The sequence below is a fragment of the Curtobacterium sp. MCPF17_031 genome (genome assembly GCF_003234035.1).
Taxonomy (GTDB): Bacteria; Actinomycetota; Actinomycetes; order Actinomycetales; family Microbacteriaceae; genus Curtobacterium.
The window spans coordinates 1-26,828 of record NZ_QKSG01000011.1 but is presented as its reverse complement, the minus strand read 5'-3'; the positions used below and the strand labels follow the sequence as shown (position 1 = coordinate 26,828).

The 26,828-nt window shown below is 70.6% G+C and carries 27 protein-coding genes and 1 pseudogene; 15 read left to right on the top strand and 13 right to left on the bottom strand.

Annotated features, from left to right (window positions below):
* Positions 1-31: 31 nt before the first annotated feature.
* Positions 32-334 (top strand): annotated as a pseudogene (locus DEJ31_RS17645) (MFS transporter); the annotation flags it as partial.
* 72 nt (positions 335-406) lie between these two features.
* On the opposite strand, the gene DEJ31_RS14510 reads toward DEJ31_RS17645, so the two are convergent.
* Positions 407-1,417, bottom strand: a complete 1,011-nt coding sequence (locus DEJ31_RS14510) for a LacI family DNA-binding transcriptional regulator (protein ID WP_258366323.1) — start codon at positions 1,415-1,417, stop codon at positions 407-409.
* Between the two features lie 245 nt (positions 1,418-1,662).
* Between DEJ31_RS14510 and DEJ31_RS14505 the strand changes: the two genes are divergently transcribed.
* Genes DEJ31_RS14505 through DEJ31_RS14490 form a run of 4 tightly spaced genes read left to right on the top strand, consistent with a single transcriptional unit; the run spans position 1,663 to position 5,913 of the window.
* Positions 1,663-2,634, top strand: coding sequence for a nucleoside hydrolase (locus DEJ31_RS14505; RefSeq protein ID WP_375537628.1), 972 nt, complete (start codon positions 1,663-1,665; stop codon positions 2,632-2,634).
* A 5-nt stretch (positions 2,635-2,639) separates the two neighbouring features.
* A complete protein-coding gene (locus tag DEJ31_RS14500; protein ID WP_111122204.1) occupies positions 2,640-4,085 on the top strand; it encodes an MFS transporter in 1,446 nt (481 codons plus the stop codon).
* Positions 4,082-4,942, top strand: a complete 861-nt coding sequence (locus tag DEJ31_RS14495; RefSeq protein WP_111122203.1) for a ribokinase — start codon at positions 4,082-4,084, stop codon at positions 4,940-4,942. The genes DEJ31_RS14500 and DEJ31_RS14495 overlap by 4 nt, the downstream gene beginning before the upstream one ends.
* A 35-nt stretch (positions 4,943-4,977) precedes the next feature.
* Entirely contained in the window at positions 4,978-5,913 is a 936-nt protein-coding gene (locus DEJ31_RS14490; protein WP_110904832.1) for a Ppx/GppA family phosphatase, read from the top strand.
* Between the two features lie 116 nt (positions 5,914-6,029).
* On the opposite strand, the gene DEJ31_RS14485 is transcribed toward DEJ31_RS14490, so the two are convergent.
* Positions 6,030-6,191, bottom strand: coding sequence for an aureocin A53 family class IId bacteriocin (locus tag DEJ31_RS14485; RefSeq protein WP_110904833.1), 162 nt, complete (start codon positions 6,189-6,191; stop codon positions 6,030-6,032).
* A gap of 304 nt (positions 6,192-6,495) precedes the next feature.
* Here DEJ31_RS14485 and DEJ31_RS17310 point away from each other — a divergent pair, with 304 nt between their 5' ends.
* The 5 genes from DEJ31_RS17310 to DEJ31_RS14465 all read left to right on the top strand — a co-directional run bounded on the left by DEJ31_RS17310 (position 6,496) and on the right by DEJ31_RS14465 (position 10,275).
* Entirely contained in the window at positions 6,496-7,176 is a 681-nt protein-coding gene (locus tag DEJ31_RS17310; RefSeq protein ID WP_181421683.1) for a hypothetical protein, read from the top strand.
* Positions 7,173-8,051, top strand: coding sequence for an ATP-binding cassette domain-containing protein (locus DEJ31_RS14480; protein ID WP_181421684.1), 879 nt, complete (start codon positions 7,173-7,175; stop codon positions 8,049-8,051). Before DEJ31_RS17310 ends, DEJ31_RS14480 begins: the two co-directional genes overlap by 4 nt.
* Positions 8,023-8,520, top strand: a complete 498-nt coding sequence (locus DEJ31_RS16960) for a hypothetical protein (RefSeq protein ID WP_146243163.1) — start codon at positions 8,023-8,025, stop codon at positions 8,518-8,520. The genes DEJ31_RS14480 and DEJ31_RS16960 overlap by 29 nt, the downstream gene beginning before the upstream one ends.
* Before the next feature lie 76 nt (positions 8,521-8,596).
* The gene (locus tag DEJ31_RS14470; protein ID WP_181433541.1) at positions 8,597-10,000 is read left to right on the top strand and encodes a PH domain-containing protein; all 1,404 of its coding nucleotides are present in this window, start codon (positions 8,597-8,599) and stop codon (positions 9,998-10,000) included.
* Positions 9,997-10,275, top strand: coding sequence for a hypothetical protein (locus tag DEJ31_RS14465; protein ID WP_110904837.1), 279 nt, complete (start codon positions 9,997-9,999; stop codon positions 10,273-10,275). Before DEJ31_RS14470 ends, DEJ31_RS14465 begins: the two co-directional genes overlap by 4 nt.
* Positions 10,276-10,809: 534 nt before the next feature.
* On the opposite strand, the gene DEJ31_RS14455 is transcribed toward DEJ31_RS14465, so the two are convergent.
* Positions 10,810-11,352 carry an antibiotic biosynthesis monooxygenase gene (locus DEJ31_RS14455; protein ID WP_258366322.1) on the bottom strand — a complete coding sequence of 181 codons (543 nt, stop codon included), beginning with the start codon at positions 11,350-11,352 and terminating at the stop codon, positions 10,810-10,812.
* A gap of 208 nt (positions 11,353-11,560) precedes the next feature.
* Between DEJ31_RS14455 and DEJ31_RS14450 the strand changes: the two genes are divergently transcribed.
* Entirely contained in the window at positions 11,561-12,073 is a 513-nt protein-coding gene (locus DEJ31_RS14450; protein ID WP_111122201.1) for a DUF6328 family protein, read from the top strand.
* A 31-nt stretch (positions 12,074-12,104) separates the two neighbouring features.
* On the opposite strand, the gene DEJ31_RS14445 is transcribed toward DEJ31_RS14450, so the two are convergent.
* The gene (locus DEJ31_RS14445) at positions 12,105-13,157 is read right to left on the bottom strand and encodes a Ku protein (protein ID WP_110904840.1); all 1,053 of its coding nucleotides are present in this window, start codon (positions 13,155-13,157) and stop codon (positions 12,105-12,107) included.
* Positions 13,158-13,251: 94 nt separating this feature from the next.
* Between DEJ31_RS14445 and DEJ31_RS14440 the strand changes: the two genes are divergently transcribed.
* The 4 genes from DEJ31_RS14440 (at position 13,252) to DEJ31_RS14425 (ending at position 17,704) form a co-directional block, all read left to right on the top strand.
* Positions 13,252-13,779, top strand: a complete 528-nt coding sequence (locus DEJ31_RS14440; RefSeq protein ID WP_146236821.1) for a hypothetical protein — start codon at positions 13,252-13,254, stop codon at positions 13,777-13,779.
* A gap of 113 nt (positions 13,780-13,892) precedes the next feature.
* Entirely contained in the window at positions 13,893-14,783 is an 891-nt protein-coding gene (locus DEJ31_RS14435) for an SDR family oxidoreductase (protein ID WP_111076750.1), read from the top strand.
* Entirely contained in the window at positions 14,780-17,335 is a 2,556-nt protein-coding gene (locus DEJ31_RS14430; RefSeq protein ID WP_111122200.1) for an ATP-dependent DNA ligase, read from the top strand. Before DEJ31_RS14435 ends, DEJ31_RS14430 begins: the two co-directional genes overlap by 4 nt.
* A gap of 171 nt (positions 17,336-17,506) precedes the next feature.
* Positions 17,507-17,704 (top strand): hypothetical protein, encoded by a 198-nt coding sequence (locus DEJ31_RS14425; protein ID WP_111122199.1) that lies wholly within the window; start codon positions 17,507-17,509, stop codon positions 17,702-17,704.
* A gap of 33 nt (positions 17,705-17,737) precedes the next feature.
* Here the strand turns inward: DEJ31_RS14425 and DEJ31_RS14420 are convergent, their stop codons facing one another.
* The 9 genes from DEJ31_RS14420 to DEJ31_RS14380 all read right to left on the bottom strand — a co-directional run bounded on the left by DEJ31_RS14420 (position 17,738) and on the right by DEJ31_RS14380 (position 26,659).
* Entirely contained in the window at positions 17,738-17,917 is a 180-nt protein-coding gene (locus DEJ31_RS14420) for a hypothetical protein (protein ID WP_146236822.1), read from the bottom strand.
* 10 nt (positions 17,918-17,927) lie between these two features.
* Positions 17,928-18,893: a sugar phosphate isomerase/epimerase gene (locus tag DEJ31_RS14415; RefSeq protein WP_181427397.1), complete on the bottom strand. Its 966-nt coding sequence runs from the start codon at positions 18,891-18,893 to the stop codon at positions 17,928-17,930.
* A 171-nt stretch (positions 18,894-19,064) separates the two neighbouring features.
* On the bottom strand, positions 19,065-19,826 hold the full coding sequence (locus DEJ31_RS14410) for an ABC transporter permease (RefSeq protein WP_181421687.1): 762 nt from the start codon (positions 19,824-19,826) through the stop codon (positions 19,065-19,067).
* A 20-nt stretch (positions 19,827-19,846) separates the two neighbouring features.
* Complete coding sequence (locus DEJ31_RS14405; protein ID WP_181433540.1) at positions 19,847-20,590, bottom strand: ABC transporter permease; 744 nt, start codon at positions 20,588-20,590, stop codon at positions 19,847-19,849.
* The gene (locus DEJ31_RS14400) at positions 20,587-21,510 is read right to left on the bottom strand and encodes an ABC transporter ATP-binding protein (RefSeq protein WP_258366321.1); all 924 of its coding nucleotides are present in this window, start codon (positions 21,508-21,510) and stop codon (positions 20,587-20,589) included. Before DEJ31_RS14400 ends, DEJ31_RS14405 begins: the two co-directional genes overlap by 4 nt.
* A gap of 25 nt (positions 21,511-21,535) precedes the next feature.
* On the bottom strand, positions 21,536-22,615 hold the full coding sequence (locus DEJ31_RS14395; protein WP_110904849.1) for a hypothetical protein: 1,080 nt from the start codon (positions 22,613-22,615) through the stop codon (positions 21,536-21,538).
* A gap of 342 nt (positions 22,616-22,957) precedes the next feature.
* Positions 22,958-23,641: a fumarylacetoacetate hydrolase family protein gene (locus tag DEJ31_RS14390; protein ID WP_111122196.1), complete on the bottom strand. Its 684-nt coding sequence runs from the start codon at positions 23,639-23,641 to the stop codon at positions 22,958-22,960.
* Positions 23,638-24,105 carry a GtrA family protein gene (locus DEJ31_RS14385; protein ID WP_111044535.1) on the bottom strand — a complete coding sequence of 156 codons (468 nt, stop codon included), beginning with the start codon at positions 24,103-24,105 and terminating at the stop codon, positions 23,638-23,640. The genes DEJ31_RS14390 and DEJ31_RS14385 overlap by 4 nt, the downstream gene beginning before the upstream one ends.
* 79 nt (positions 24,106-24,184) lie before the next feature.
* Positions 24,185-26,659, bottom strand: coding sequence for a phosphoketolase (locus DEJ31_RS14380; RefSeq protein ID WP_111122195.1), 2,475 nt, complete (start codon positions 26,657-26,659; stop codon positions 24,185-24,187).
* Positions 26,660-26,828 lie beyond the last annotated feature (169 nt).

The following is a 26,828-nucleotide window of genomic DNA, read 5'->3' as shown; positions in this document are numbered from 1 at the left end:
GCAGGCCGTGCAGGCCGTGCAGGCCGTGCAGGCCGTGCAGGACGGCATCGTCAACGCCTACGCCGACTCGCTGTCGCCGGTGTTCTGGTACCTGCTGCCGTTCATCGCCGCCGCGCTCGTGCTCGCGCTCTTCATCCCGCAGATACGGCTGGCGGACGCGGCCGGGATGGTCGCCCGCGGCGAGGCGGTCGGCGGCGACGAGGCGGACGCGCTCGAGCGAGCGCGTCGCGACGGTGCGGTGCGGGGTGACGTGCCGGCCGGGTCCGAGCCCGAGTCGCCCGAGCGGGTCGGCTCGCAGACCGGATCGGTCTCGACGACCCGGCACGACGAGTAGACGCGACCGACGGTCGGACGGGAGGCTCCCCACCAGCTGGTGGGGAGCCTCCCGTCCGACGTCTGCTCGATCTCAGGCCCCGGTGCTCGCGCGGGGGACCAGGCGGGTGGGCAGCGCCGGGTCCGGGGCGTCGACGCCGTCGAGTGCAGCGAGGAGCCGGAGCGCCGCCGCTCGCCCGAGTTCCGCACCGGGGAGGGCGACGCTCGTCAGGCTGGGCGCGGTGACCGAGGACGAGGGCAGGTCGTCGAACCCGGCGACCGCCAGGGTCGCCGGGACGGCGATGCCGCGCTCGGCGGCGACCCGGAGGACCCCGTACGCCAGCGTGTCGGCGGCTGCGACGACGGCCGTGACCCCGTCAGCGAGCCACGCGTCGACGACCTGCCCGACGACGGTCGCGGCGGCGTCGATCGTCAGGTCCGCCTGTGCTGCCACGGGCGACGTCGTGATGCCGGCGGTGGCGGTCGCCTGCTCGAACAGCGTGCGGCGGACCGCGAACGTCGTCGCGTGTGAGGTCCCGTCGAGGTAGGCGACCCGGCGGTGTCCGGCCGCGGCGAGGTGGGCGACCAGCGCCTCCACCCCGGCGGTCAGGTCGTAGTTGACCGCACCGGGGCCGCCCGGCGCGTCGAGCAGGACGACGGGGACGCTCGCGGACATCGATGCGCTCTCGGCCGGGGCGTCGACCAGGATCCCCGCGGGGCGGAGCCGCTCGAAGCGGCGGACGTCGGCGTCCACCGGCTGCGCGCCGCGCTCGGTGACGGACAGCACGAGCTGGAAGCGGTCACCGACGGTGTCCCGGACGCCGCGGATGACCTCGGCGAAGAACGGGTTCGACAGGTCGGGTGCGATGAGCACCACGAGGTCGCCGCTGCCGCGCGCCAGGGAGCTCGCCGCGTGGTCCACGACGTAGCCGAGCTGCTCGACGGCGTCCCGGACCCGGTCGGCGATCGGTGTCGAGACCCGCCCGCGGTCCTTGCCGTTGACGACGAGGGAGACCGTGGCGATGCTCGTGCCGGCACGTTCGGCCACCATCGCGGCGGTCACCCGGCCGGACGGAGCGGGGCGTCTGCGCGGGGACGAGGGCACGCGTCGATGCTAGCGACGGTGGGAACGCGAGATCCGCACGACTTGACGTCAAGCGCTTGATGCGCTGAGATGTCAAACGCTTGACGCGGCGTGCATGGCGCGTCAGGCCCCGACCTCCTGCCGGCCGGCCCGACCCCTGGGCCGACGGCTCCCCGACGAAGTGGAGCAGCCTCGTGACCGACGCCCCCCGCACCCCCGCGAAGATCATCCTCGACTGCGACCCCGGCCACGACGACGCCGTCGCGATGCTGCTCGCCCATGGCAACCCGGACGTCGAACTGCTCGCCGTGACCACCGTCGTCGGGAACCAGACCCTGCCGAAGGTCACCCGGAACGCGCTCGCCGTGGCCCGGATCGCGGGGATCACCGGCGTGCCCTTCGCCGCCGGCGCCGCGCGACCGCTGCTCCGCCAGGTCGAGGTCGCCCCGGAGATCCACGGCGAGAGCGGCCTCGACGGACCCGTCCTGCCGGAGCCATCGTTCGAGCTCGACGAGCGGCACGCGGTCGACCTGATCATCGACACCGTGATGGCGCACGAGCCGGGGACCGTCACGATCGTTCCGACCGCCGGCCTGACGAACATCGCGCTCGCCGTCCGCAAGGAGCCCCGCATCGTCGAGCGCGTCAAGCAGGTCGTGCTGATGGGCGGCGGTGTCCACGTCGGCAACTGGAGCCCGGTCGCCGAGTTCAACATCGTCATCGACCCCGAGGCCGCGTCGATCGTCTTCGACGCCGGCTGGGAGGTCGTCATGGTCGGACTCGACCTCACCCACCAGGCGCTCGCCACCCCCGAGGTCGCCGCCCGCATCGCCGCCGTCGGCACCGGACCCGCCGCGTTCGTGGGGGAGCTCCTCGACTTCTTCGGCAAGGCGTACCAGGACGTCCAGGGCTTCGACGCCCCGCCGGTGCACGACCCGTGCGCCGTCGCGTACGTCATCGACCCGACGATCGTGCGCGCCGTGAAGGTCCCGATCCGCGTCGAGACCCAGGGCACGCTGACCCTCGGCATGACCGTCGCCGACTTCCGTTCCCCGGCGCCGGAGGACTGCCACACCAGCGCCGCGATGGAGCTCGACCACGGCCGGTTCTGGGACCTGGTGATCGACGCCCTCGAGCGCATCGGCGAGACGCCCGACACCGGTTGGACGCCCCGTGCGGCGGCGGACGGGCTCGACGCGGGCCTGACCACGCAGCCGAGCGCCACGTCGGAGGTCTGAGCGCGATGAGCACCCCCTCGACGACGAAGTCGATGCCGGCGAAGTCGATCGGCGCGCTCACCGCAGCGCTCCTCGCCGCGTGCATCGCGTTCCAGCTCAACGCCAGCATGCTCAGCCCCGCGCTGGTCACGATGGCACGCGAGCTCCGGACCGACGACGCGACGATCGGTCTCTCGCAGATGCTGTACTTCACGCTCGCCGCGCTGTTCTCCCTGTTCCTGCCCCGGCTGTCGGACATCGTCGGGCGCAAGCGCGTGCTGGTCGGGATGCTCGCGGTGATGGTCGTCGGCAGTGTCGTCGCCGCCCTCGCGGTGAACGTGCCGATGCTCTTCACCGGCCGGATCATCCAGGGCGTGACGGGCCCGGTCGTCCCGATCAGCCTGCTCGTGCTGCGCAACGAGATCCGGGACCCGAAGCGTTACGGCGCCGCCCTCGGGCTGCTCACCGCGGTGAACGGTGGCATCGCGGGCATCGACGCCCTCGCCGGCGGCTGGATCGCGACCCACTTCGGCTTCCGCGGCATCTTCTGGGTCATCGCCGTCGTCACTGTGATCGCCCTGGCACTCGTCACCATCTGGGGCGTGGAGTCGAAGCCGTCCGAGGGCACCCGGATGGACTGGGTCGGCGTCGTCCCGCTCGTGGTCTCGGTCGGCGCGCTGCTGACCGCGTTCAACGAGGCGGGCAAGCTCGGCGACGCGGACCCGGCGGTCGTCATCGGCGGCATCGTCCTGGCCCTCGTCGCCTTCGCCGTGTTCTGGACGGTCGAGTCGCGGGTGCGGGAACCGCTCGTGGAGACCCGGTTCCTCCGACGGCGGGCCACCTGGGCGCTCCTCGCCACCACGTTCCTCACCATGACCGGCGTGTTCGCCGTGGTGAACGGGCTCGTCACCTCGCTCGCCCAGAACGGGGACGCGGGCTTCGGGATGGAGGCCGACCTCGCCTCCCTCGTGTTCCTCACGCCGTACGCGCTGGTCGGCTGGATCGTCGGGCCGTTCGCCGGTCGGCTCGCCCCGACGCTGGGCTACCGGGCCGTCCTGCGCGTCGGGCTGGTCGGCAGCATCGTCGCGACCATCCTGATGGCGATCGTCGGCGTGCACTCGTTGCCCGTACTCGTCGTCGCGACCGTGCTCATCGGCATCACGTACGCCGGCATCGCGAACATCATCCTCAACGGCCTGGGCATCGTGCTGTCGCCGGACTCGAACCCCGGGTTCCTGCCCGGACTCAACGCCGGCGCGTTCAACCTCGGCGCCGGCGTCAGCTTCGCCGTGCTGCCCGCGCTGCAGATCGCGCTCGGGGTCGGCGGTTCCTCGGGCACCGCCGGGTACTCCGGTGGGATGCTGCTCGGAGCCGTGATCACGACCGCTGCCCTGGCGACCTCGTTCCTCATCCCCCGTCCCGAGGGTGCCGAGACCACGGCCGCCACCCCGCAGAAGGAGACCGTCCGATGACCGACACCATCGTGATCGTCGGGTCGCTGAACGCGGACCTCGTCGTCCGCACCGAGCGCTTCCCGCAGCCGGGGGAGACCCTGCACGGGTCCGACCTGGCGATCCTGCCCGGGGGCAAGTCCGCCAACCAGGCCGTCGCGGCCGGGAGGCTCGGGGGAACCGTCCGCATGGTCGGCGCGGTCGGCGACGACGGCAACGGCACACTGCTCCGCGAATCCGTCGCGGCCTCGGGTGCGGACACCAGGGACGTCGTCGTCCGGCCGGGGACGGCCACCGGCACCGCCGTCATCACGGTCGACGGCCGCGGCGAGAACACCATCGTCATCTCCGGCGGCGCCAACGCCACGTTCTCGGCCGAGGACCTGCCCGCCGACCTCTTCCGGGACGCCGCCGTCCTCGGGCTGTGCCTCGAGGTCCCGATGGAGGCTGTGCTCGCCGCCGCCCGTGCCGCACACGCTGCCGGGGTGGCCGTGCTGACGAACCTGTCCCCGTTCGGCGACGTCCCACCGGAGCTCCTCGACCTGACCGACGTCCTGCTCGTCAACGAGCACGAAGCCGCCGCCCTCGGGGACCACGGCGTCGCCCGGTCGATCGTCACCCGTGGCGGCGACGGCTCGGTCGTGCACGACGGGGACGCCGCGCCGGTCGAGGTCCCCGCTGTCCCCGTCGACGCGGTCGACACCACGGGGTGTGGGGACGCCTTCATGGGGGCGGTCGCACTCCGGCTCGCCGCGGGGGACGCGCTCGTCGAGGCCGCGCGCTTCGCAGCCGGTGTCGGTGCGTACGCGGCGACCGGTGTCGGCGCACAGGCGTCCTACCCGACCACCGCGCAGCTGGAGGCGTTCCTCGGGACGTGATCCGGGGCCTCCCGCCCGACCACTAGCGTGGGCGCATGCGCGTCGGAGTCCTCGACATCGGTTCCAACACCGGTCACCTGCTCGTCGTCGACGCCCACGGCGGCGCAGCCCCGCTGCCCGCGTCGTCGTTCAAGCGACCACTGCGACTCGCGGAGCACCTGGACGACCGGGGTGCGGTGACGCCGGTGGGCATCGACGCGTTGACGGACTTCGTGGCCGAGTCCGTCCGTGTCGCCGAGGACCGCGGCTGTGAGGACATGCTCGGGTTCGCGACCTCCGCGGTACGTGACGCCGTGAACTCCGAAGCGGTCCTGGCACACGTGCAGGAGCAGACCGGTGTCGAACTCGCCGTGCTCTCCGGGTCGGACGAGGCCCGCCTGACGTTCCTGGCCGTGCGCCGCTGGTTCGGCTGGTCCGCCGGCCGTCTCGCGGTCTTCGACATCGGCGGCGGGTCACTCGAGATCGCCGGCGGCGCGGACGAGGCGCCCGACGTCGCCTGGTCGATGCCGATCGGTGCCGCGCGGCTGGCCCGCACGTACTTCGCGGCCGGCACCCCCAGCCAGGACGAGCTGCGTCGGGTCCGGCACGAGGTCCGCATCGAGATCGCCCGCGAAGCGGGGCGGCTCCTGCGGTCCGGAGCTCCGGACCGTGCGGTCGCGACCTCGAAGACGTTCCGCTCCATCGCCCGGATCTGCGGCGCAGCGCCGTCTGCCGCAGGGCCGCTCGTGCCCCGGCTGCTCGACGGTGCGGTGCTCCGCGACCGGCTGCCGTCGCTCCTGACCATGTCGGTCGACGAGCTCGGGACGCTGCCCGGGGTCTCGCCGAGCCGGGCGCACCAGGTCGTGCCGGGGGCGCTCGTCGCCGAGGCCTGCCTGGACATCTTCGACCTGCCCGCGCTGGAGATCTGCCCGTGGGCGTTGCGCGAGGGCGTGATCCTCGAGCGGCTGGACCAGCTGTCGGTCCTCGGCTGACCGCTCCGGGTGGCAGCTGACGTCTGTCTCCCCTCACGAACGAGGCCAGCGCCTGCGCTCGGTTCCCCGAACGCAGGCGCTGGCCGGCTCCGCAACAGGCGGGCCTCGCCGTCCTGCTAGCGGATGCCGAGGATCTGCTTGATCTTCGACACGATCCAGTCGATCGCCTGTCCGATGTTGATCCAGTTCAGGACCTGCTGGACGTGGGCCTTCGCCCATGCGACGGCCCGCGCTCCGTACCTCGCCAGCAGCTGGAGGATCCGTGCGAACACAGCCATGGCTGTGCCCCCCTTCGATTCGTTTTTCGCTTCATCCGGGTCCCCGCGTGCACGCGTCTCCCCGACCGCAGTCGGTGCGGTGAGCACGACCGTGGCAGGTTGGCGCGCTCGAAGTCAAATACAGGATTCTGATAGGTGGCGTGAGCAATACACGTCGCGCGAAATCGGCTACGTTGTGTCCATCCCGGATCTCCCGGGCGGCGGAGACCGGAATTCGAGGGTGGGAACGATGACACGGCGGGCGACCTACGCGGCGACCAGATCCAAATGGTCGCGATCGTGGCGAGGCGAGGGGTACCGGCTCGTGAGCCTGCGTTCCCAGATGGCTCTGCTGGCGATCGCCGTCCTGGGAGCGCTCGCACTCGGCGCGGGGCAGGTCCTCGTCCTCGCACCGGCCGCGGCATCGGCGACGGTCGTGCGAGCAGCTGTGTCGGGCGCAGAGGTCAGCCCGTTCTTCCTGGGACTCGCGGCAGCGCTCTTCACCGCGGCTGATCTGTCATCCCGTCAGTTCGCACTGACACTCCTGCAGATGAACGATCGCACGCTCGTCTTCGTCGCGAAGACTGCGGTGCTGGCCACCGCAGGAGTGCTCACAGGGCTCGCCGTGGTGATGTTGCTCGTGCCGCTCGCGGCCTCTCGCACAGACGACGTCCTGCGTGCATCGCCGCTTGCGTGGCTGGCGCTCCCGGCCCTGCATCTCCTGTTCGTCTTGCTCGGCGCCGGGATCGGCATGCTCATGCGATCGCCCGTCCCCGCAGTGTTCGTCTACTTGGCCGTCGTCTGGGCGCTGCCGCTCCTCGTGGCGATCGCTGGGATATGGGCACCGAGTATCAGCGTCTCGGTCCTGCAGTTCGCGCCGGTGACGCTCACTGCTGCGCTGTTGGAGCCCTCGACGCAAGGGACCGCCGTCCTCCGATTCGTGGGACTGGACACCGCTCTCCTCATCGCCGGTCTGGTCAGTATCCGACGGTGGGGCATCCGATGAACCCCATCGTCCGACTCATCGGCGTCCGTCAAGGGTTCGGGGGGCACCAGGTGCTCACGGACCTCGACCTCGAAGTCCGCCCTGGCGAGGTACTTGGACTGCTCGGCGCGAATGGCTCCGGGAAGAGCACCCTCCTCCGGATCGTCGCTGGTATCGACACGGCGCAAGCTGGCGTCGTCGAATTCGGAGATGCCACGGACGGTCCTCTGCGGATCGGCGCGCTCCTCGACCCGGCGTGGCTTGACGACAGGCTCACGTGTCGTCAACACCTGGTGATCGCACACCTGTACTCCCGCGGTCGAGTACGCCGCGGTTCTGTGCAGGCGGCGCTGGCAACCGTCGGGCTCAGCGATGCGGAGCGCCGATGCGTGAAGCACCTCTCGCTCGGGATGCGTCAGCGGCTCGCGCTCGCCCTGGCGCTGGTCGATGAGCCGGACGTCCTGGTGCTGGACGAGCCGCTCAACGGTCTCGATCCCGACGGGGTGCTCTGGATGCGCGAACTCCTCCGGGGCTTCGCCAGTTCCGGACGAGCCGTGCTGCTCTCCTCGCATCTCATGGCTGAGATGGAGCGGATCGCCACCCGCGTGGTGCTCCTGACGAACGGTTCTCTGTCCCCACTCGACGGCCGGAGTCCGGCGCGGAACTCGGTCCGGCTCCGCGCGGAGTCGCGGGCTGGGGAACTCGTCCGCGCCTTGACGGCAGCCGGAGCCGACGTGGTCGTCACCGCCGACAGTTCGATCCTGGTGCGAGGGATGGAGCCAGCGCGGGTGTTCCGGACGGCGTTGTCCTCCGGGGCGGTGCTGTCGCACCTCGTCTCCGAAGCCCAGACCCTCGAAGAGCAGTACCGTGACGCGACATCGAACCGCCGGCGGTGAACGGCGCGGAGGTTTCGAGGCCCGTGAGTCGCTGCGAGCGGCGGAGATCGCAGCCAGGATGGTCGGTCGGATCGAAGCCTGGGCGGGAGGCATCATCGTCGCCGGAGGAGCGATCCTCTGCACGGTCTGGGCATCCGGGGCGTGGCGAACGTGTTGCTGGGTGGTGGCTGCACTTGCTCTGCTCAGTGCGGTCATCGAGTCTGTGCTCGTCATCCCGGTCGCAGTCCGTAACTTCCGTGTCGAGATCGTTCCGGGGGGCGTGCTCGTGTACCGGGGAGCAGTGTTCCGCTCAGTGGATCACATCCCCGGATCGAAGATCACGCTGGTCCGCCGTCAAGCGGGTCCGCTCCTGCAGCACCTCTGCGTCGCCAAGTGCGTGCTGTTCACCCCAGCGCGGGAAGTCTCGCTCCTGCCCATGTCGGACATGGACGTCGAGCGCCTGATGCAACTCGGGGCTGACGATGTCTGATCGTGTTCCACTTCGTCGTCCCCACCCGCGTTCCCTGCTCGTCCGGGCCGCGGTCGTGATGCGATCCGCTTGGCTGGTGGTCGGGTTCGGCGTGACGCTGACGGCGGCGCTCCCATCTGCCTGGGACACGGTGCTCTTGGTCGTCTTGGTCTACTACGGCTACACGCGGCTGGTGCAGGTCTTCTCCGGCTGGTGCACCGTGCGGTACGCGGCGAACAGGCGCGGCATCACGGTCCTCCGAGGACTCGTCGGCCGCGAGGAGAAGCGCCTCCCGTGGCGGTCCGTCGTCAGCGTGACCGTCGGTCAGACACTGGTGCAGCGCACCTTCGGTGTCGCGGATCTCCGGATCACACTGCGGGCATCGGAGATGGCGTCCGTCACGATCCAGGACCTCCTGACCGGCGAGGCTGCGCGCCTCGTGCGGCTCCACGGTCAGAGCCGGGCGGAGCGGGCCACCCCAGGTCTGCTCGACCCCGGACAGGTACTCGACGTCGCGCCGATCTTGGAGTCCGAGCCAGGACGGGTCGTGACTCCACCTCTCCGACCGTCCGATTTCGTGCTCATCGGGGTCTGCACCGGCGCATTCGTCTTCTTCCTGCCGAGCGTCTACTCCGCCGCATCCGAGATCCTGCCCTGGTTCGGTCTCTCCAGAACGGTGTTGCCATCCGTGCGTGAGATCGCTCGGCTCGATCCTGTGGTGTCCGGCCTTGCCGTCGGGATCGTTGCCGTCGGGAGCCTGGTCTACGGGTCCACCGTCGCGTGGGTCCGGTACCGAGGCTTCTCAGTGACGTGCAGTCCGAGCGGTGAGTTGGTCTTCGCCGCGGGGCTGGCGCAGAGGGAGCAGCGTGTCGTCGTGTCGGAGGACGTTGCAGCGTACGAGTTCCGAAGACCCGTGTTGATGCTTCTCGGGAACCGCGTCGTCCTCCGTGCCGTCGTTCGAGGAGGCAGCGGGCTCGTGACCCGGAACCTCTTGCTGCCATTGACCCGCATGCCGCAAGCCGTCGAGATGCTCCGCTTCCTCACCGGTCTGCCGTCCGCTGATCTGGTCGACGGGTCTCGTCGAACTCGAGCCCTGCCCGTCGTGCTGGTCGCCGTCGCGGGGAGTTTGCTCCTCGCCACCGTCGTGTCTGTGACCCTGGCTCCGCTCGCGCTGGTTGCTGTGGCCGCGGCGTTCCTCCTGCTCCGAGCGGCAGACAGCCACATCGGTCACATCCGGGTCGCAACCAGTGCGTCCGGCGGCCGGTGGGTCATCGCACAGCGGGGGACGCTGTTCCGATCCGTGTGGGTGGTCAGGGCGGACTCGGTCGACGTGTCCCGGTGGGTCGGGTTCTCCAGGCAGCGCGGCACGCAGACCGTGACACTCCGCGGGCGGCACACCGTTCGACTCACCGTGTGGCCCGCATCCGCTCGTCTCGCAGCTCTGCTGCGTCGGGAGTTGGACTCGTCGACGCCGCTCACTCTGGAAAGGAATCCTCGATGACCGACCTCCTCATCGCACTGTGTGTCGCCGCGTTCTTCGGAGCAGCCTGGTCCGCCGGCCGGTTCCTGCCGAATGTCGTTGCCGCCTGCTTCCCGGTTGCGGTCCTGACGGCCGTGATCATCGTCGCGGCCACCGGTGGTCTGGGCACAGTCCGCGACTGGTTGATGGCAGGGGTGGTGATCTGCATCACCGCGATCATCACCTCGGCTGGCCGTGGCCGTGGCCGTGGCCGTGGCTCGCGGCGGCGACGGAACCGCCCGACGGCAGGATCCTGAGGAAGTGGTCGTTGCGCGAGCCGCGTGCCGCTGCTGTCCGACAAGAGCAGACAGTACCTGTGCGCCTGAGCAAGTCCTCGTGCCACATCGACCACCGTCCCAGAACGGTGCACCACGGTTGCTGGGCGGCGGCGACCACGATCAGCGCGGGCACCCCGCCGCGCCACGTCGCCTTCATGTCGCTGCGGTCCTCGGACCGGGCGAGCAATGCCGCCGCGCCCACCCGGACCTCCACCGCGGACACCGGCGCGTTCCCGCCGGAGCTGCGGCTGCCCGGAGACGCCGTGCCCTGGGCGCAGCACGTGCTCGCCGCACCGATCGAAGACCCGGAGTCGATCGACGTGACCGCGGGCTGGGCCGCACTCCGGCAGACCCACGACGCCACCTCCGCCCCGCTCGCCACCCGCGCTGCCGCTTCCGGCGCGGCCCGCTGGCCCTGTGCCCCCGCAAGACGCCACCCCCGCGAAACGCAACGTCGGCGAGGGCGCGCGAGGGTACTGCGTTGCGGGCAGCCGTCGACGTTGCGTTTCGCGATCAGGGACGGCGGGGCGGCGCCAGCAGCCAGGGGCGGATGAGCTTCGTCACGAAGGGCAGCACCCAGAACGTCATGATCGGTGTGAGCACCAGCGTCGTGACGAGCACCCGGGGGAGCGCGGCCAGGCCCGCGAACGACGGCAGCAGCCACCCGACCAGGACCGTGAACACCAGGTTGACCGGGAAGAACCCGAGCCAGATGCTGACGGCCTGCTTCCACCGCGGCGGCGCGCTCGACGCCGGGGCGTCCTGCGGCACGTCGAACCACCCCTCGATGCCGGTGCGCTTCTCGACACGGGACTCCACGACCAGGTCCCGACCGAGGTCCAGCCAGCGCAGGCGGTCGTCCGAGACCTCCCACGTGGACAGGGAGTCGTGGTCCGCGAACCGGTAGAGCATGTGCCACTCGCGGGACCGCGCCGTGGACCGGACCCACCCGGAGCCGAGGAAGCCCGGGTACCGGTTGGCGAGGTTCACGCCCGACTGCACCCACAGCGTGACCTCGGGGATGCGCTCCGGTTCGACGAGGCGGGTGATGGACACGGTGACGGGTGGGCCGGTGATCTCGGGTGGAGACTGGGCCCCCGTCGCCGGCTCCTGACCGACGCGCCAGCGGCGGGCAGGCCGTGCCGATGGGAACAGGCTGCCAGGCTCTTGTGGAATCATCCGTCCAGTGTCCCGCTGCTCGTGTCAACACGCGCATGACGGCCCGGCTGCGGGCGGTGACGACGACACTGCGTACATTCGGCGCATGAGCACGACCGACAGCGAGCCCCGCGGCACGGAGCGCGGGCGCAACGAGACCTCGGCGGAGCGCTGGGACCGGAACTGGGCCGACATCCAGCAGGAGCTCCGCATCGTCCAGACCGGCACGCAGATCCTCGGTGGGTTCCTCCTGACCCTGCCGTTCCAGCAGCGCTTCCGTTCCCTGACCGAGCTGCAGGAGACGACCTACCTCGTGCTGGTGGTCCTGGCCGTCGTCGTCACCGTGGTCGCGCTGTCCGCGGTCGCGACCCACCGCCTGGTGTTCCGGCAGCGACAGAAGCACGAGCTGGTCCGGGCCGGCAGCGCGATCCTGCTCGTCGCCCTGTTCGCCAGTGCGCTGCTGTTCGCCGGGACGGTGCTGTTCGTCTTCGACGTGGTGCTCGGCGACCGCGGCGGACTGGTCGGCGGTGCCGCGGTCTTCATCGGGACGGCTGCACTGTGGACGACGCTGCCGTTCGTCCTGCGACGGCGGACGGGTGGGTCGGGTCAGGGCAGCTGAGCAGCCGTCAGCGTCTCCGGCCGGGAGGCCCTCAACTCGCCTTCTTCTTCGCCGGCGCCCGCTTCGCGGCCGACTTCTCTGCAGCCGGCTCGTCCTCCGCGGGGGCCTTCTTCGCGGTCGACCGCTTCGCCGGAGCCTTCGCCGGGGCCGCCTTCGCCGGGGCCTTCGCGGCCGAGGCCCGCTTCGCCGCCGGCTTCCGGTCGGACGAGTCGTCCGCGTCGTCGTCGGAACCGGCCGTGCGCGATCGCGAGCCGGACGTGGAACGCGACCCCGAGCCTCCCGACCGGGCTCCGCCCCCGCGGTTCTTGTCGACGGACGCGCGCAGTGCGGCCATCAGGTCGATGACGTCCCCACCGGTGTCGTCGTCGTCCGACTCGTCCTTGCCGAACGTCTCCGCGGTGTCGACATCGTCGCCCGCCTCGAGCTTCGCGTCGATGAGCTGCTGCAGCTCCTCCTGGTACTCGTCCGTGTAGCGGTCCGGGTCGAAGTCGGTCGACATGCTCTCGACGAGCGACGACGACATCTTCAGCTCGTTCGCGCTGACCTTGACCGACGTGTCGAGGGCCTTGAAGTCGGCAGCACGGACCTCGTCGCCCCACAGGAGCCCCTGCAGCAGCAGGACGTCGTCGTGCACGCGGAGCACCCCGAGCCGCGTCTTCTGCCGGAGCGTGAACTGCACGATCGCCAGGCGGTCGGTCTGCTCGAGCGTCTTCCGGAGCAGGACGTACGCCTTCGGGGAGCGGGAGTCCGGCTCCAGGTAGTACGTCTTCTCGAACATCATCGGGTCGACCTGGTCGACGGGCACGAACTCCAGGACCTCGACCTCGTGCGACTGCTCCTGCGGCAGCTGCTTGAAGTCGTCGGGGGTGAGGACCACCGTCTTCTCACCGTCGTCGTAGGCACGTTGGATGTCGCCGTACTCGACCTCGTGCCCGAGCTCGCACACCCGCTTGTACCGGATGCGTGCCTTGTCCTCGTCGTGGATCTGGTGCAGGGAGACGTCGTGCGTCTCGGTCGCCGCGTAGACCTTGATGGGCACGTTGACGAGCCCGAACGCGATGGAGCCCTTCCAGATCGACCTCATGCGCTCATGATGCTCGTGCGGACGGGTCACCGCTCCCGGTTCCGAGCGGATCGCCAGGTGCGGTGGGGTCGGGACCGGCGTATCGTCGCCGCCCATGACGGGGGAAGCGGCAGCGGGAGTGGACGATCGGCTGGACCTCGGCGGGTGGGTGCAGCTCGGACTGATGGTGCTCCTCGGAGCGGGGATCGCGGTCGTGGTCGGGGTGCTCATCGACGGTCCCTTCCCCTGGGTCACCGTCGTGGTCATCGGAGTGGCGCTCGCCGTGGTGTTGCCGGTGGCGCAGCTGCGCCGGTGGTGGTCCCGTGGCGGGCGCTCCGCCGTCGTCGAGACCGGCTCCTGGTTGCGGTCCGGCCGGGTGCCGGAGGAGGTCCCGGACGCGGTGTGGCGACCGCGGGTCCGTCAGCTCGAGGACGAGACCACGGGGCGCCTGGTCAGCGCGTGGGGTGCCGCGGTGGTCACCCTCCTCTGGGCCGGCTCCGCGCTGGACGGCGACGGCGCGGACTGGGCGTTGGTCCTCGTGTGGGCGGTCGTCGCGACGGTCGGCCTGGTGGGGTCCTACCGCCGGCGTGGCGCGGCACGGCGGCTCCTCAGCACTCGGCACCGGGTCGTCTCGACCGACTGACGCTCGGCCCCGGCGCACGTCTCCCCCTCCACGGCCGGGAGGCACGTCCCGCGTTCTCCACGGACGTCGCCACTCCTGTGTCGCCGGTCCGGTTCCGCGAGCACGATGGGCCCATGAGCCAGCTCGACAAGCAGGACCCACGAGACCAGTACGCACGGCCGCCGTTCCCCGCGCAGACGCAGCAGGGGTCCGGGCGAGCGGCGGAACTCGACCCGCCCGCCGACCACGGTGAGACGAGCTACCAGGGCACCGGACGCATGCGTGGGTACCGCGTCCTCGTCACCGGCGCCGACTCGGGCATCGGCCGAGCCGCCGCGATCGCGATGGCGAAGGAAGGGGCCGACGTCGCCCTGAACGCCCTGCCGGAGGAGATCGACGACCTCACCGAGGTCCGCGACCTCGTCGCCGACCTCGGGCGTACGGCGGTGATGCTGCCCGGCGACCTGACGGACGAGGCGTTCTGCACCGAACTCGTCCGTACCGCCGTCGACCTGCTCGGGGGACTCGACGCGCTGGTCCTGGTCGCCGGACACCAGAAGGTGCACGCGGACATCACCGAACAGAGCACCGAGGACTTCGACCGCACCATGAAGGTCAACCTCTACTCGTTGTTCTGGCTGACCCGCGCCGTGGTGCCGCACCTGGCCCCGGGCAGCGCGATCGTCACGACGAGTTCGGTGTCGGCGTACGAGCCGCAGGACCGGATGATCGACTACGCCGCCACGAAGGCCGCCATCATCACGTACACGAACGGGCTCGCGCGGCAGCTCGCGGCGAAGGGCATCCGGGCCAACACCGTGGTCCCCGGCCCGGTGTGGACCCCGCTGCAGCCGATCAGCTACCCCGGTGACGAGATCGCGGCCTACGGGCAGGACACCCCGTTCGGCCGTCCGGCGCAGCCCGTCGAGCTCGGCAGCGCCTACGTCTACCTGGCCGGTCCCGAGTCGTCCTACACGTCGGGCACCACGCTGACGGTCGGCGGTGCCACGGGGGTCGCGCTGTGAGTCCGGTCGCCAAGAAGACGACGGTGCAGGTGGGGGACCGGCGGCTCGCGCTGACGAACCTCGACAAGGTGCTGTACCCGGAGACCGGCACGACGAAGGGGCAGGTGGTCGCCTACTACGAGCGGATCGCCCCGTGGATGATCCCGCATGTCACCGGCCGCCCGATGACCCGGAAGCGCTGGGCGAACGGCGTCGACGGCAAGGTGTTCTTCGAGAAGAACCTGCCCGACTCGGCACCCGACTGGATCCGGCACCACACCATCCACCACGAGCACCACGACGTCGAGTACCCCGTCGTCGACGACCTGCCGACGCTGGTGTGGATGGCGCAGCAGGCCTCGCTGGAGCTGCACGTGCCGCAGTGGCGGTTCGGCCCGCGCGGAGGGCACCAGAACCCCGACCGGCTCGTGCTCGACCTGGACCCGGGGGACGGCGTCGGCCTGGCCGAGTGCGTCGAGGTGGCGGTGGCGGCCCGGGCCGTGCTGCAGGGCATGGGTCTCGAGCCGTACCCGGTGACCTCCGGGTCGAAGGGCATCCACCTGTACGCGGCCCTCGACGGCACGGCGAGCGCCCAGCAGGTGTCCGATGTCGCCCACGAGCTGGCGAAGGCGCTGGAGCAGGACATGCCCGACCTGGTGCTGTCGTCCATGAGCCGGGCTGAGCGTGCCGGCAAGGTGTTCGTCGACTGGTCGCAGAACAACGGCAACAAGACCACGATCGCGCCGTACTCGCTGCGCGGCCGCTCGCACCCGACGGTCGCGGCACCCCGGACGTGGAAGGAGCTGACCGAACCCGGGCTGGCGCACCTGACCCTCGACCAGGTCCTCGAGCGGATGCCGGACCTCGGCGACCTGCTGCACCCGGTCGCCGCCGCTGCGCTCGGGGTCGGGCGTGCGGACTCCGGGCACTGGGACGGCACCCGGACCGAGGAGGTGAACGAGCGCGAGCGCCGCGAACGCCAGGCGATGCAGGAACGTCAGGATCCCCAGGACCGCGTGGATCCGCAGGACCGCCTGACGACCTACCGCGCCAAGCGCGACGCGGCGAAGACCCCGGAGCCCGTTCCGCAGGCGTCCCCGACCGTCCGGACCGACGGCACCCCCACCTTCGTCATCCAGGAGCACCACGCCACCCGCAACCACTACGACTTCCGCCTGGAGCACGACGGTGTCCTGGTGAGCTGGGCGCTGCCGAAGGGCGAACCGACCGACCCCGGTGCCAACCACCTCGCCGTCCACACCGAGGACCACCCGCTGGAGTACGGCGGCTTCGAGGGGATCATCCCGGCGGGCGAGTACGGCGGTGGCACGGTGACGATCTGGGACGACGGCACCTACGAGCTCGAGAAGTGGCGCGAAGACGAAGAGGTGATCGTCACCCTGCACGGCCGGACCAACGGCGTCCGCCGACTCGCGCTCCTGCACACCCGTGGTCGTGGGCGCGGTCGGTCCGGGGACGAGAAGAGCTGGCTCATCCACCGGACGAAGGACCAGCCGACCGCCGACGGCGACCAGCCCGCCAGTACCGGTGCCAGCTCCGACTCCGGACGACCGGCTGCCGGATCGCGGATCGAACGGGCTGCCGAGTCGGACACGGTGCCGGATCAACGCCGTACCATGCAGGCGTCGTTGCAGAAGGGCGAGCCCGCTCTGGACCCCGAGCAGTGGGCGTTCGAGATGAAGTGGGACGGCGTCCGCGCCCTGGCCACGGTGCGCGACGGCACGGTGCGGCTCCGCAGCCGGAACGGGAACGACCTGACCGACCAGTACCCGGAGCTGCAGGAACTCGCCCAGCACGCCGGCGTGGACGGGGTCTTCGACGGGGAGATCGTGGCGCTCGACGAGCACGGGCGCCCGTCGTTCCAGCTGTTGCAGAACCGCATGGGACTGACGAGACCGCGAGAGGTCAGCGCTGCCCGGGCGGCGACCCCGGTGCACCTGCTGCTGTTCGACGTGCTCGAAGCCGACGGGCACGAACTCACCCGGCTCGGGTACACCGCGCGGCGCGAAGCCCTGCGCACGGTCGTCGAACCCGGCGGCGCCATCGACGTCCCGTCCGAGTTCGACGGCGACCTCGCCGCGGCGATGACCGAGTCCCGGAAGCGAGGGCTCGAGGGTGTCGTGGCGAAGAAACGGTCATCGCGGTACGTCGAGGGTCGCCGCTCCGAGTCCTGGGTGAAGCTGAAGCACCACGCGACGCAAGAGGTCGTCGTCGGTGGGTGGAAGCCCGGGGCCGGTCGCCGCGAAGGGGGCATCGGGTCCCTGCTGCTCGGGATCCCGGGCGACGACGGTCTGGTCTACGTGGGCAAGGTCGGGACCGGGTTCCGCGACCGTGACCTCGACGAGATCGGGGCGGTGCTCGCCGACCTCGAGCAGGACGCTCCACCGTTCGTCGACGTCCCGCGACCGGACGCCAGGGACGCGCACTGGGTCCGGCCCGAGCGCGTGGGAGAAGTCGAGTTCGCGGAGTGGACGGGCGACGGACGACTCCGGCAGCCGTCGTGGCGTGGCTGGCGGAGCGACAAGGAGCCGGGCGACGTCGTGCGGGAGTGACGGGACTGCATCACGCGCCATGCGGACTCCGGAATCCGCATGCACAGGCATGAGGTCCGCCGCAGGCGAACTTCCGTCCCCCGTTGTCGTCGCACGCGGGGGACGATCACGCCGAGGACCGACGCCAGGCCGAGGGTGGCTGTTACGGTCCTCGGGACGGAAGGACGCGACATGGACGCGAGCAAGTACCTCCCGCCGTTCACCCAGGGGCAGCGCGGAGACACGGACGCAGACCAGCGGGACGACCAGGACGGCACGTCGGCATCAGGGCCCGCCGGCTGCACGGGCGAACGCCGGATGGTGGACGCGGGCGGCACCGAACACGAAGCCACCTACGCCGACTTCCTCGGCGACCAGGTCGACGACTGACGCTCCGGCCGAGCCTGACCGGTTGACCAGAGGTCAGGCTGCGGGGGCGGGGCCGTCCGCGGGTGCCCCGCCGGACTCCAGCGGCAGGTCCTCCTCGGCTGCAGCCCGCTCATCCGCATGGCCGGCGTCGACCGCAGCCGCCTTCGCCTCGTCGATGGCCTCCTGCGAAGCCTGCAGCGCGTCGTCGTTGCCGGGGTGTCCCTGATCAGTCATGGCCGCCACGCTACGCGGAGGTCGCTGGATCGGCTCGACGGGGCAACTCGACGCCGGGGAAACCCGGGACACCACGACTCCCCGGTGCGTCGTAGTCCACCGCCGAGGTCGGCGCGAGCGAGGTCGGCATCGCCGGTGCGGGTGTGCCACCGTGCGCATCGGCAGCGTCGAGCACGGCGCGGGTCGCGGCAGCAGCCACCCGGAGCGCCTCCGCGAGCGGCATCGCCCGGAGCGCGGGCGTGCGGACCTCCACACCCCACGGCTCGTCGAAGCCCAGGCCGCGGGCGGTGCGGACGAACCCGGGCAGGTCCCATGCCCCGGTGCCGGGCAGGTAGCGACCGTTCCGGGACTCGTCGGCCAGCGTCATGCCGTTCGGGATGTGCAGGAGTCCGTCGCTGAGTTCGACGGCGGCGAGCGTGGACGGGACGACCCCCTGACCGATCGACGCCAGGGTCGAGCCGCCGCGGAGCGCGTGCATCGCGTCGAGGAGCAGTCCGCCGTTCGGATGCCCGGCGGCGACGAAGCGGGAGGCCCGCTCCGCAGTGGCCAGGTTCGACCACGGCTCCGGTTCCAGGACCAGTCGTGCCCCGACGCCCTCACTCTGGACGGCGAGCCGGTCCCATGCCTCGGCCATGCGGGGGAGCGGCACGGCCGGCACGGCGTGGTCGGCGCGGACCACGACCTGCCAGGCGCGGAGGGTCGCAGCAGCCTCGAGGAGCACCCCGCGGTCGGCGTCGTGCTCGGAACCGCGGCGCCACCAGTCCCCGAGCGTGCCGACCTGGACCCAGACCACGCCGGCGTCGTCGAGCATCCGCCGGAGTGCGGCGAACCCGGTGGTGGCACGGACCTCGTGCAGGTCGTCGAGTGCGAGTGCGAGCCCGGAGAACCCGGCTCGGCCGACGGCGCTGACACGCTCGTCGACGGATTCGCGGCCAGCCCACGTCCAGGACGTGGCGAGCAGGTCGTGTTCCTCCACCGGATCACCTCCATGATCCGGACGTGCTCCACTGCGTCGTTGCAGCTGCTGCACACCCTGTCTGCGGATCGCTGCCTCGACCCGTCCCCCGGGCTCCGACGCAGCGTCAGGCACGGTTCTACGCCCGGTGTCTCCGAACGCTCCCAGCCCGCCGGGTCGACGAGCCACCCGTCATCCGATGGACATGGACTCGATCGCACCCGTTCGGCGTGCATGACGTTCGAGGACCAGCCAGATCGCGACCCCGACCACGCCCCACGCGATCCCGGCGATGACCGAGAGGGAGGACTCCATCAGGAGCGGTGGACCGCCCGTCGCCGTTGCCCTCCCTGCTGCCACCACGTGTGCGACGGGCAGGACCTGGGCGATCGACTGCAGGGGCGACCAGAGCGTCGCCACCGGCGCGACCGCGCCGCACAGCACGGTCAGCCCCTGCTCAGCGATGTTCGGGACCAGCATGCTGTCGCGGAGCACGAGCCCCAGCGCGGCGATCGACAGGCCGAGGCCGACCGAGACGACGGCGGCGAGGACGATGAGCCCGAAGACCGGGAGGGCCTGGGCGATCGAGGGGGCGTTCCTCGTGACGGCGAAGCTCGCGACCACGCTCACGATTCCCTGGACCACCCCGATGCTGGTCACGACGAACACGCGGGCAGTCCACACCAGCGCGCGGTTCGCTGGCGCGATCACGATGAAGGGGAGGGTCGCGTGCACTTGATCCGCGCTCAGCAGCGAGGACGACGACATCGTCGACATGACGCCAGCCACCGCCAGGCCCGCAGCGACCGCGTCCGGCGGCTCGATGCTCGATGTGCCGCTCGCGGACGCGACCGCGAGGTAGAGCGCAGCGAGCAGCGTCGGGGACCCGATGAGGACAACGAAGACCGTCGGACCGTTCAGGAACTCCGGCCGGGCCCGCACTGCGATCACCATGGCGTTCACGAACCCTCGCATCAGCTCAGACCCAGGGTCCCGGAGATGGTCGCCCTCCGGACGGCCGCGCGCATGGCGATCCCGGCCGCGACGAACCACACGGCAGAAGTCGCGGCCGTGAGGAAGGAGAACGCGACGGTGGTCATCAGGTCGGGCTGATCGGCGGCGGACACGGCGGAGGTGATCGGGAAGAGGTAGGCGACCGGAACGATCCAGTCCGGGAGAGCACCGAGCGGGATCACCACACCGGAGGCCAACCAGACGGGTGTCACGATCAACGACTCGTAGACCGTTGCCCCGCGGAGGACCACGAACACCGCTGCGAGGACGGACGCCGACGCGCTGCACGCGATGACGCAGGCGGCGATCACGACGACGCTTCCGCCCGTCACGGTCGGATGACCGCCGGTGACGAACTGCGCTGCGAGGGTCAACGGGAATCCCACCAGACCGATGAGCGCCGCTGCGGAAGCGAGGCTCCCGAACACGATCCCGGGCGGGAGCGTGCTGATCGCCATGTGCTCGAGCGTGCCCTGGAACCGTTGGAAGCCGATGATCCCGACGGCCAGGGTCGTCGTCGACCACACGCCAGCGATGCCAGCGACCAACCACAGGTCGTGGGGGACTGCGCGGCCGAACCCGGACAGCCCCAGTGTCCGCAGCACTTCGAACACGAGGGCGGACGAGACGCACTGGTGTGCGAAGAACGGGATGCGGAGCAGCTGCCGCCCGTGGAACCACGTGAGCAGGGCCAGCGTCCTCACGCCGCTCCGACCTTCGTGATGAACGCCAGGTAGGCCTCTTCGAGCGTGACGTCCCGTTGGACGGACCAGTCAGGTGTGATCTCCAGCGACCGGAAGAAGTCGGCAGTCGGTGCGAGGCCGTGTCCGATGAGATCGACGCGGTAGCCACGCCCGTCTTCCCGAGGGACGACCGCGGCGATCTGCGGATGCGCGAGCATGCGTTCCTCGCCGATCCCGAGATCGGCGGTCCACAGGGTGATGGCGCTGTCGACACCGCCGAGGGAGGCGATGTCCCGCGCCGACCCTCGCGCGACCGTCTTCCCGCCCGTGATCACCACGAGCTCGTCGGCCAGCTCATCGGCCTCCTGAAGGTGGTGGGTCGTCAGGAGGATCCCGCACCCCTTCGAGCGAAGGCGTCGGACGAGGTCACGGAGGTCTCTCGCGCCTTCCGGGTCGAGACCGATGGAGGGCTCGTCGAGGAGCAGGGCGACCGGGTCGTTCAGAACGGCGCGTGCGATGTGGAGCCGCTGCTTCATCCCGCGCGAGTACGTCTCCACCCGATCACGTTCGCGTCCGACGAGGCCGACGAGGCCGAGCGCATCCCGGACCTTCGCTTCGACACTCCGCCGGGGGAGCCCGGCGAGGGTTGCGAAGAAGCGGAGGTTCTCCAGAGCGCTTGCTCGCATGTAGAAACCGCGGTCGCCGCCCAGGACGAGCCCGAGGTGCTTCCGCGCCTGTTTCGGCGTCCGGACGGCATCGACACCGTTGACGGAGACCGAGCCGGAAGACGGCTGCAGCAGGGTGGAGGCCATCTTGATGGTGGTCGTCTTCCCAGCACCGTTCGGGCCGAGTACCGCCACGACCGCACCTCGCGCGATCGGGAGGTCCACTTCGTGGACGGCGACGAGCGCGCCGGCGCCGTGCCCGAACCTCCGGGTCACGGAGTCCAGTTGGAGTGCGAGAGCTTCAGTCAAGTTCAGCGCCCGATCTGTGTGCAGATGCACCGAGCGGGTCCTCGCCGTGCCGTTCGATCACCCGCTGCGCCGCGGCCGTTCGACCAGCAGCGTCGAGAGCCGCGGCGAGGATCTTCCTCGCACTCGACAGGCGCAGTGGAGCCCCTTCGCCCCCGAGCATGACGACGGCCCGTTCGGCGCAGGACGCAGCCCGCGGGAAGTCGGACGCTCGGTAGGCCACGTAGGCGGCGTACGACAATGCCTCCGGCAGTGATCCTCGATGCGCTTGCGACACGTTCTGGACGTGGGTCAGTGCGCCCTCCAGAGCGGCCGACCATCCGTCCGACATCGCGGCGACCTGCACTGCGTTGAGGTCGATCTGAGCAGCGTAGCGGGCACGCTGGTCCGGCTCGACCGAGACCAGATCCCCGGTGCGGGCTTCCCTGGCGGCGACCCCCAGGAGTCCTCTGGCCCGCTCGAGTTCACCGTTCATGGAACAGGCGAGCGCGTGGAGGTTGCGTGCTGTCGCTCGCATCGCGTTCCCGTCACCGTCGGACATGAGGTTCTCTCCAACCCATCGCTCGAGCAAGACGTCGAGTTCTGCGAGTGCCGCCACCCCACCTCCGGTGTCCCGGTCGCGTTTGATGCGCATCGCAGCGATCCGGATGTGCGCTGCTGCGATCACGTCTGGTGTGGTGTCGAACGCTGACCCGACGGACCGGAACGACACTTCAGCGAGGGCGGTTCGTCGGCTCGCCAGTGCCGACCCCAGCCAGCCGCGCAGCCGGGCCATGGCCGGACGACGTCGACTGCTGAGCAGTTCCTCGGCCATCTCTGCCGCCGTCGACCAGAAGCCTGCGATCGAGACGACTGCGTCGAGTTCTGCGATGGCACCTTGCTCGCTGAGTTCGCCGGAGTCCCACCGGGCTGCGAACGGAGCAGCGTCTCCGAGCGGGTCTTCGACGATGGGATCTGCGCCGAGTTGGACCTGCGCGAGGGAGAAGAACTGTGCGGGTTCAGGGCTCGTTCTGACACCGAGGTCCGTCAGGTAGTTCGGGACCTGTTCCGGTCGGTGCTTCATCGGGGTGGTCACGGAAGCCAACGCGAGCCGCCGAGGAAGGGCGGGACTCACGGCTTCCAACGCCCCACGGCTGTTGGCCGCGGTCAGTTCCCTTGCGCGCTCGAGGACGCGCCGTTGTCTCGCTTGTTGCACGGTGTTCCCTCATCCGGGGCTGCTCTCGCTCGCCCCGATGCCGGACGTCGATCAGGCGTGTGCCCAGGGCTGGAGGACCGTGGAGACGAAGCGGTCGTCCGCGAGTTCTGCCGTGATGGTGTCGATGCTCAATGTGCTCACCTCCTCAGTGCGGTGCACCGACCGTACCACTGATGTTCTGGATTGCAGTTCCGGGTACCGGAACGGCATCGCGTCTCCCGCTCAGACGATCCGCGTCTCGACCGTGCCCACGCCGGCGACCGCCCCGCGCAGCACCGATCCGCGGGACACCGGGCCGACGCCGTCCGGGGTCCCGGTGAAGAGCAGGTCGCCGGGTTCGAGGCGGACCGCCCGCGACAGCACGGCGATGGTCTCGGCGACGGACCAGATCTGGTCGGCCAGGTCACCGGACTGCCGCAGCTCCCCGTCGACGTGCAGGGTGATGCTGCCCGCACTCGGGTCGACGCCGGCGGCGGGGACGATCGTGCCGATCGGTGCGGAGGCGTCGAACCCCTTCGCCAGGTCCCACGGCCGCCCGAGCCGCTTCGCCTCAGCCTGCAGGTCACGCCGCGTCAGGTCGATGCCCACCGCGTAGCCCCAGACCAGGTCCAGGGCAGCGGAGACCGCGACGTCCCGGCCACCGGCTCCGAGTGCGACGACGAGCTCGACCTCGTACTCCAGCTGTGCGGTGAGGGTCGGGTACGGGGTGTCAGCGCCGTCGGTGGTCACGGCGTCCGCGGGCTTGCCGAAGAAGAAGGGCGGCTCGCGGTCCGGGTCGTGTCCCATCTCGCGCGCGTGGGCCGCGTAGTTGCGCCCGACGCAGTGGATGCGCCGCACCGGGAACCGGCCGCCGGTCGCGGTGGGGACGGACGGGAGCCCCGGGGCCGGGACGACGAAGTCGGTCACGCGTCCAGCGGGGCCGGCCGGGCGGGGAAGACGAAGCGGTTCATCGCCCAGTACCGGAAGCCCATGGCGATGAGCGTGCCGATGACGGGCCCGCTGATGAAGTCGGCCAGCTCCTGCCCGGCGAGGGACACGTTCGGCACCTCGAGTCCGAAGACGTACCGGGAGATCCAGAGCGGCGCCGAGTTCAGCGCGATGCCGATCAGGCTGACGACGAGGAACAGCAGCAGCTCGTGTCCGGTGCGCAGTTCACCGCGGTCGCCGAAGGACCACTTCTTGTTGAGGAAGTAGGAGACGACGGTCGCGACGGTGATGCCGATCGCCAGGGCGGTCACCGGGTGCTGCGGCATGACGAAGAACTTCAACCCGTAGTTGATGCCCATCGTGATGACGAAACCGAGACCGCCGACGACCAGGAACCGGAGCGCCGGGTGTTCGACGAGCGACCGGACGGAGAACGACTGCACCGGCCAACCCTAGACCGGCGTCGCCGGGCGCCCGCTGACCGGCTCGCCTTCCGGACCGACAGTCTGTTCAGCTGCCCGTTCAGTTGCCGGGTGCCGCACCTTCGGTCTCACCACGTCCCGGATCGCCGCCGGTGCCGCCGTCGGACGGCTCGTCCTGCGGCCAGCCGGTGAACTCCCATCCGGAGACCGCCTCGTGGTCCTCGCCCTTCGTGTAGGCGAACTCACGGGCGGCGGCCCGCGCATCGGTGAGTGCGGTGAGCAGGTCGGCGAACCGGCCGCTGCCGTCTGCGACGCGGGTGAGGGCGTCGTGCGCCAGGGCGTAGCGGTCCATCTCGTTGCGGATGAGCATGTCGAACGGGGACGTGGTGGTGCCCTGCTCGAGGAAGCCGTGGACGTGCAGGTCGTCGTGCCCGTGCCGCCGGTACGTCAGGTTGTGGACCAGCGAGGGGTAGCCGTGGAAGGCGAAGACCGCCGGCGTACCCGGCAGGAAGACCTCGTCGTACCGCTCGTCCGATGCCGGGTGCTCGTGCTTCCGTGGGTCGCCGATCGAGAGCAGGTCCACGACGTTGACCACACGGACACCGACGTCCGGGGCGTGCTTCCGGATGATGTCCGCGGCGGCGAGGGTCTCGACGGTGGGGACGTCCCCGGCGCTGGCGAGCACGACGTCGGTGCGGCCCACGGTCTGCTCCGTCCCGGCCCAGTCCCAGACGCCGAAGCCGGCGTCGGCGTGCGCGATGGCGTCCTCGAGCGACAGGAACACCGGTTCGGGGTGCTTGCCGGCGACGATCACCTCGATGCGGTCCGTGGTCTCCATCGCGTGCGCGGCGACGGCGAGCAGCGTGTTGGCGTCGGCGGGCAGCTTGATCCGGATGAGGTCCTGCTGCTTGGAAGCGACGACGTCGAGGAACCCGGGGTCCTGGTGCGAGAAGCCGTTGTGGTCCTGGCGCCAGACGTGGGAGGACAACAGGATCGTCAGGTTCGAGACGGGTGCGCGCCAGTCGATGTCGGTCGCGGCCTCGAGCCACTTCGCGTACTGGCCGACCATCGAGTCGATGATGTGGGCGAACGCCTCGTAGGTGTTGAAGACGCCGTGGCGTCCGCTGAGCACGTATCCCTCGAGCATGCCCTCGAGCAGGTGTTCCGAGAGCACCTCGATGACCCGACCGCGCGCGGCCATGTGTTCGTCGCCCTCGGCCCGGCGAGCGCGCCAGACCCGGGTGGTGACGTCGAACACGGCATCGAGTTTGTTCGAGATCGTCTCGTCGGGGCCGAACAGCCGGAAGTCCGACGGGTTGCGCTGGATGAGTTCGGCGACCCACGGCCCGAGCGTCCCGGTGGCGGAAGCGGTCTCTCCGACGGGAACGGCGAAGCGCTCGAGCCCCGGCCGGTCGAGCGCAGTGCGGATCCGGCCACCGTTGGCGTGCGGGGTCGCGCTCATCCGGGTGTCACCGGCCGGCCGGATCGTCCCGAGCAGACCGATCGGCCGGGCGTCCGCGTCGAAGAGCTCCTCGGGCCGGTAAGAGCGCATCCACTCCTCGAGCTGCTCGCGGTGCTCGTCGTTCTCGCGGACGTTCGGCAGCGGCACCTGGTGGGCGCGGAAGGTGCCCTCGACCTGCTGCCCGTCGACCACCTTCGGGCCGGTCCAGCCCTTCGGTGTGCGCAGGACGATCATCGGCCAGCGCGGGCGGAGGTCCGCGGCGCCGGCCATCTCGCCGGCGGCGGCACGGGCGGCCTGTGCGCGGGCGGCGGCCTGGATGTCGTCGATGGTGGCGAAGGCCCGGCGGAGGGCGCCGTCGAACAGGGCGTGCACCGCGAACGGGTCGTGATCGACGCGGCCGGAGTCGACGACGATCGGCTCGTAGCCGAGCCCGCGGAAGTAGGCCTGGAGGTCCTCGTCCGGGATGCGCGCGAGGACCGTCGGGTTCGCGATCTTGTAGCCGTTGAGGTTGAGGATCGGCAGGACCGCCCCGTCCGACACGGGGTCGAGGAACGTGTGTGCCTGCCACGACGCCGACAGCGGACCGGTCTCGGCCTCCCCGTCACCGACGACGCACGCGACGACGAGGTCCGGGTTGTCGAGGGCCGCTCCGTACGCGTGCGCGAGGGAGTAGCCGAGCTCACCGCCCTCGTTGATCGAACCGGGGGTGTTCGGTGCCGCGTGCGACGGGATGCCACCCGGGAACGAGAACTGCTTGAAGAACTTCCGCAGACCCTCGGGGTCGGAGGTGATCTCCGGGTAGAGCTCGTTCCAGGTGCCCTCGAGCCAGGCGTTCGCGTTCATCGCGGGACCACCGTGCCCGGGGCCGCAGATGTACAGGACGGCGCGGCCGGTCTCGCTGATCACGGCGTTGAGGTGTGCGTACACGAGATTGAGCGCGGGCGAGGTGCCCCAGTGACCGAGCAACCTCGGTTTGATGTCGGACGGCTCGAGCGGCCGTTCCAGCAGCGGGTCGTCGAGCAGGTAGATCTGCCCGACGGTGAGGTAGTTCGCGGCGCGCCACCAGGCGTCGATCGCGCGGATGCGGTCGGTGGACGAGTGCGGCGTCGACATGCTGCCCAGGCTACGAGGACGCCGATCCGGGGAATCCAGAAATCTCTCCAATCCGATCCGTGGACGGCCCCGAACCACTGTCACAAGCCGGGAAACACCCGCAGCGCTCACCAGCAGCTCACCGCTGGTTCTCCACCCCTTCGCGGGGTGTGTTCGGCGCGCTGTCACC

Coding starts and splice junctions, on each gene's coding strand:
- DEJ31_RS14505 (WP_375537628.1), top strand. CDS start 1,663: ATGCTGCTCGCCCATGGCAACCCGGACGTCGAACTGCTCGCCGTGACC.
- DEJ31_RS14500 (WP_111122204.1), top strand. CDS start 2,640: ATGAGCACCCCCTCGACGACGAAGTCGATGCCGGCGAAGTCGATCGGC.
- DEJ31_RS14495 (WP_111122203.1), top strand. CDS start 4,082: ATGACCGACACCATCGTGATCGTCGGGTCGCTGAACGCGGACCTCGTC.
- DEJ31_RS14490 (WP_110904832.1), top strand. CDS start 4,978: ATGCGCGTCGGAGTCCTCGACATCGGTTCCAACACCGGTCACCTGCTC.
- DEJ31_RS14485 (WP_110904833.1), bottom strand. CDS start 6,191: ATGGCTGTGTTCGCACGGATCCTCCAGCTGCTGGCGAGGTACGGAGCG.
- DEJ31_RS14480 (WP_181421684.1), top strand. CDS start 7,173: ATGAACCCCATCGTCCGACTCATCGGCGTCCGTCAAGGGTTCGGGGGG.
- DEJ31_RS14465 (WP_110904837.1), top strand. CDS start 9,997: ATGACCGACCTCCTCATCGCACTGTGTGTCGCCGCGTTCTTCGGAGCA.
- DEJ31_RS14450 (WP_111122201.1), top strand. CDS start 11,561: ATGAGCACGACCGACAGCGAGCCCCGCGGCACGGAGCGCGGGCGCAAC.
- DEJ31_RS14445 (WP_110904840.1), bottom strand. CDS start 13,157: ATGAGGTCGATCTGGAAGGGCTCCATCGCGTTCGGGCTCGTCAACGTG.
- DEJ31_RS14440 (WP_146236821.1), top strand. CDS start 13,252: ATGACGGGGGAAGCGGCAGCGGGAGTGGACGATCGGCTGGACCTCGGC.
- DEJ31_RS14435 (WP_111076750.1), top strand. CDS start 13,893: ATGAGCCAGCTCGACAAGCAGGACCCACGAGACCAGTACGCACGGCCG.
- DEJ31_RS14425 (WP_111122199.1), top strand. CDS start 17,507: ATGGACGCGAGCAAGTACCTCCCGCCGTTCACCCAGGGGCAGCGCGGA.
- DEJ31_RS14420 (WP_146236822.1), bottom strand. CDS start 17,917: ATGACTGATCAGGGACACCCCGGCAACGACGACGCGCTGCAGGCTTCG.
- DEJ31_RS14410 (WP_181421687.1), bottom strand. CDS start 19,826: ATGGTGATCGCAGTGCGGGCCCGGCCGGAGTTCCTGAACGGTCCGACG.
- DEJ31_RS14380 (WP_111122195.1), bottom strand. CDS start 26,659: ATGTCGACGCCGCACTCGTCCACCGACCGCATCCGCGCGATCGACGCC.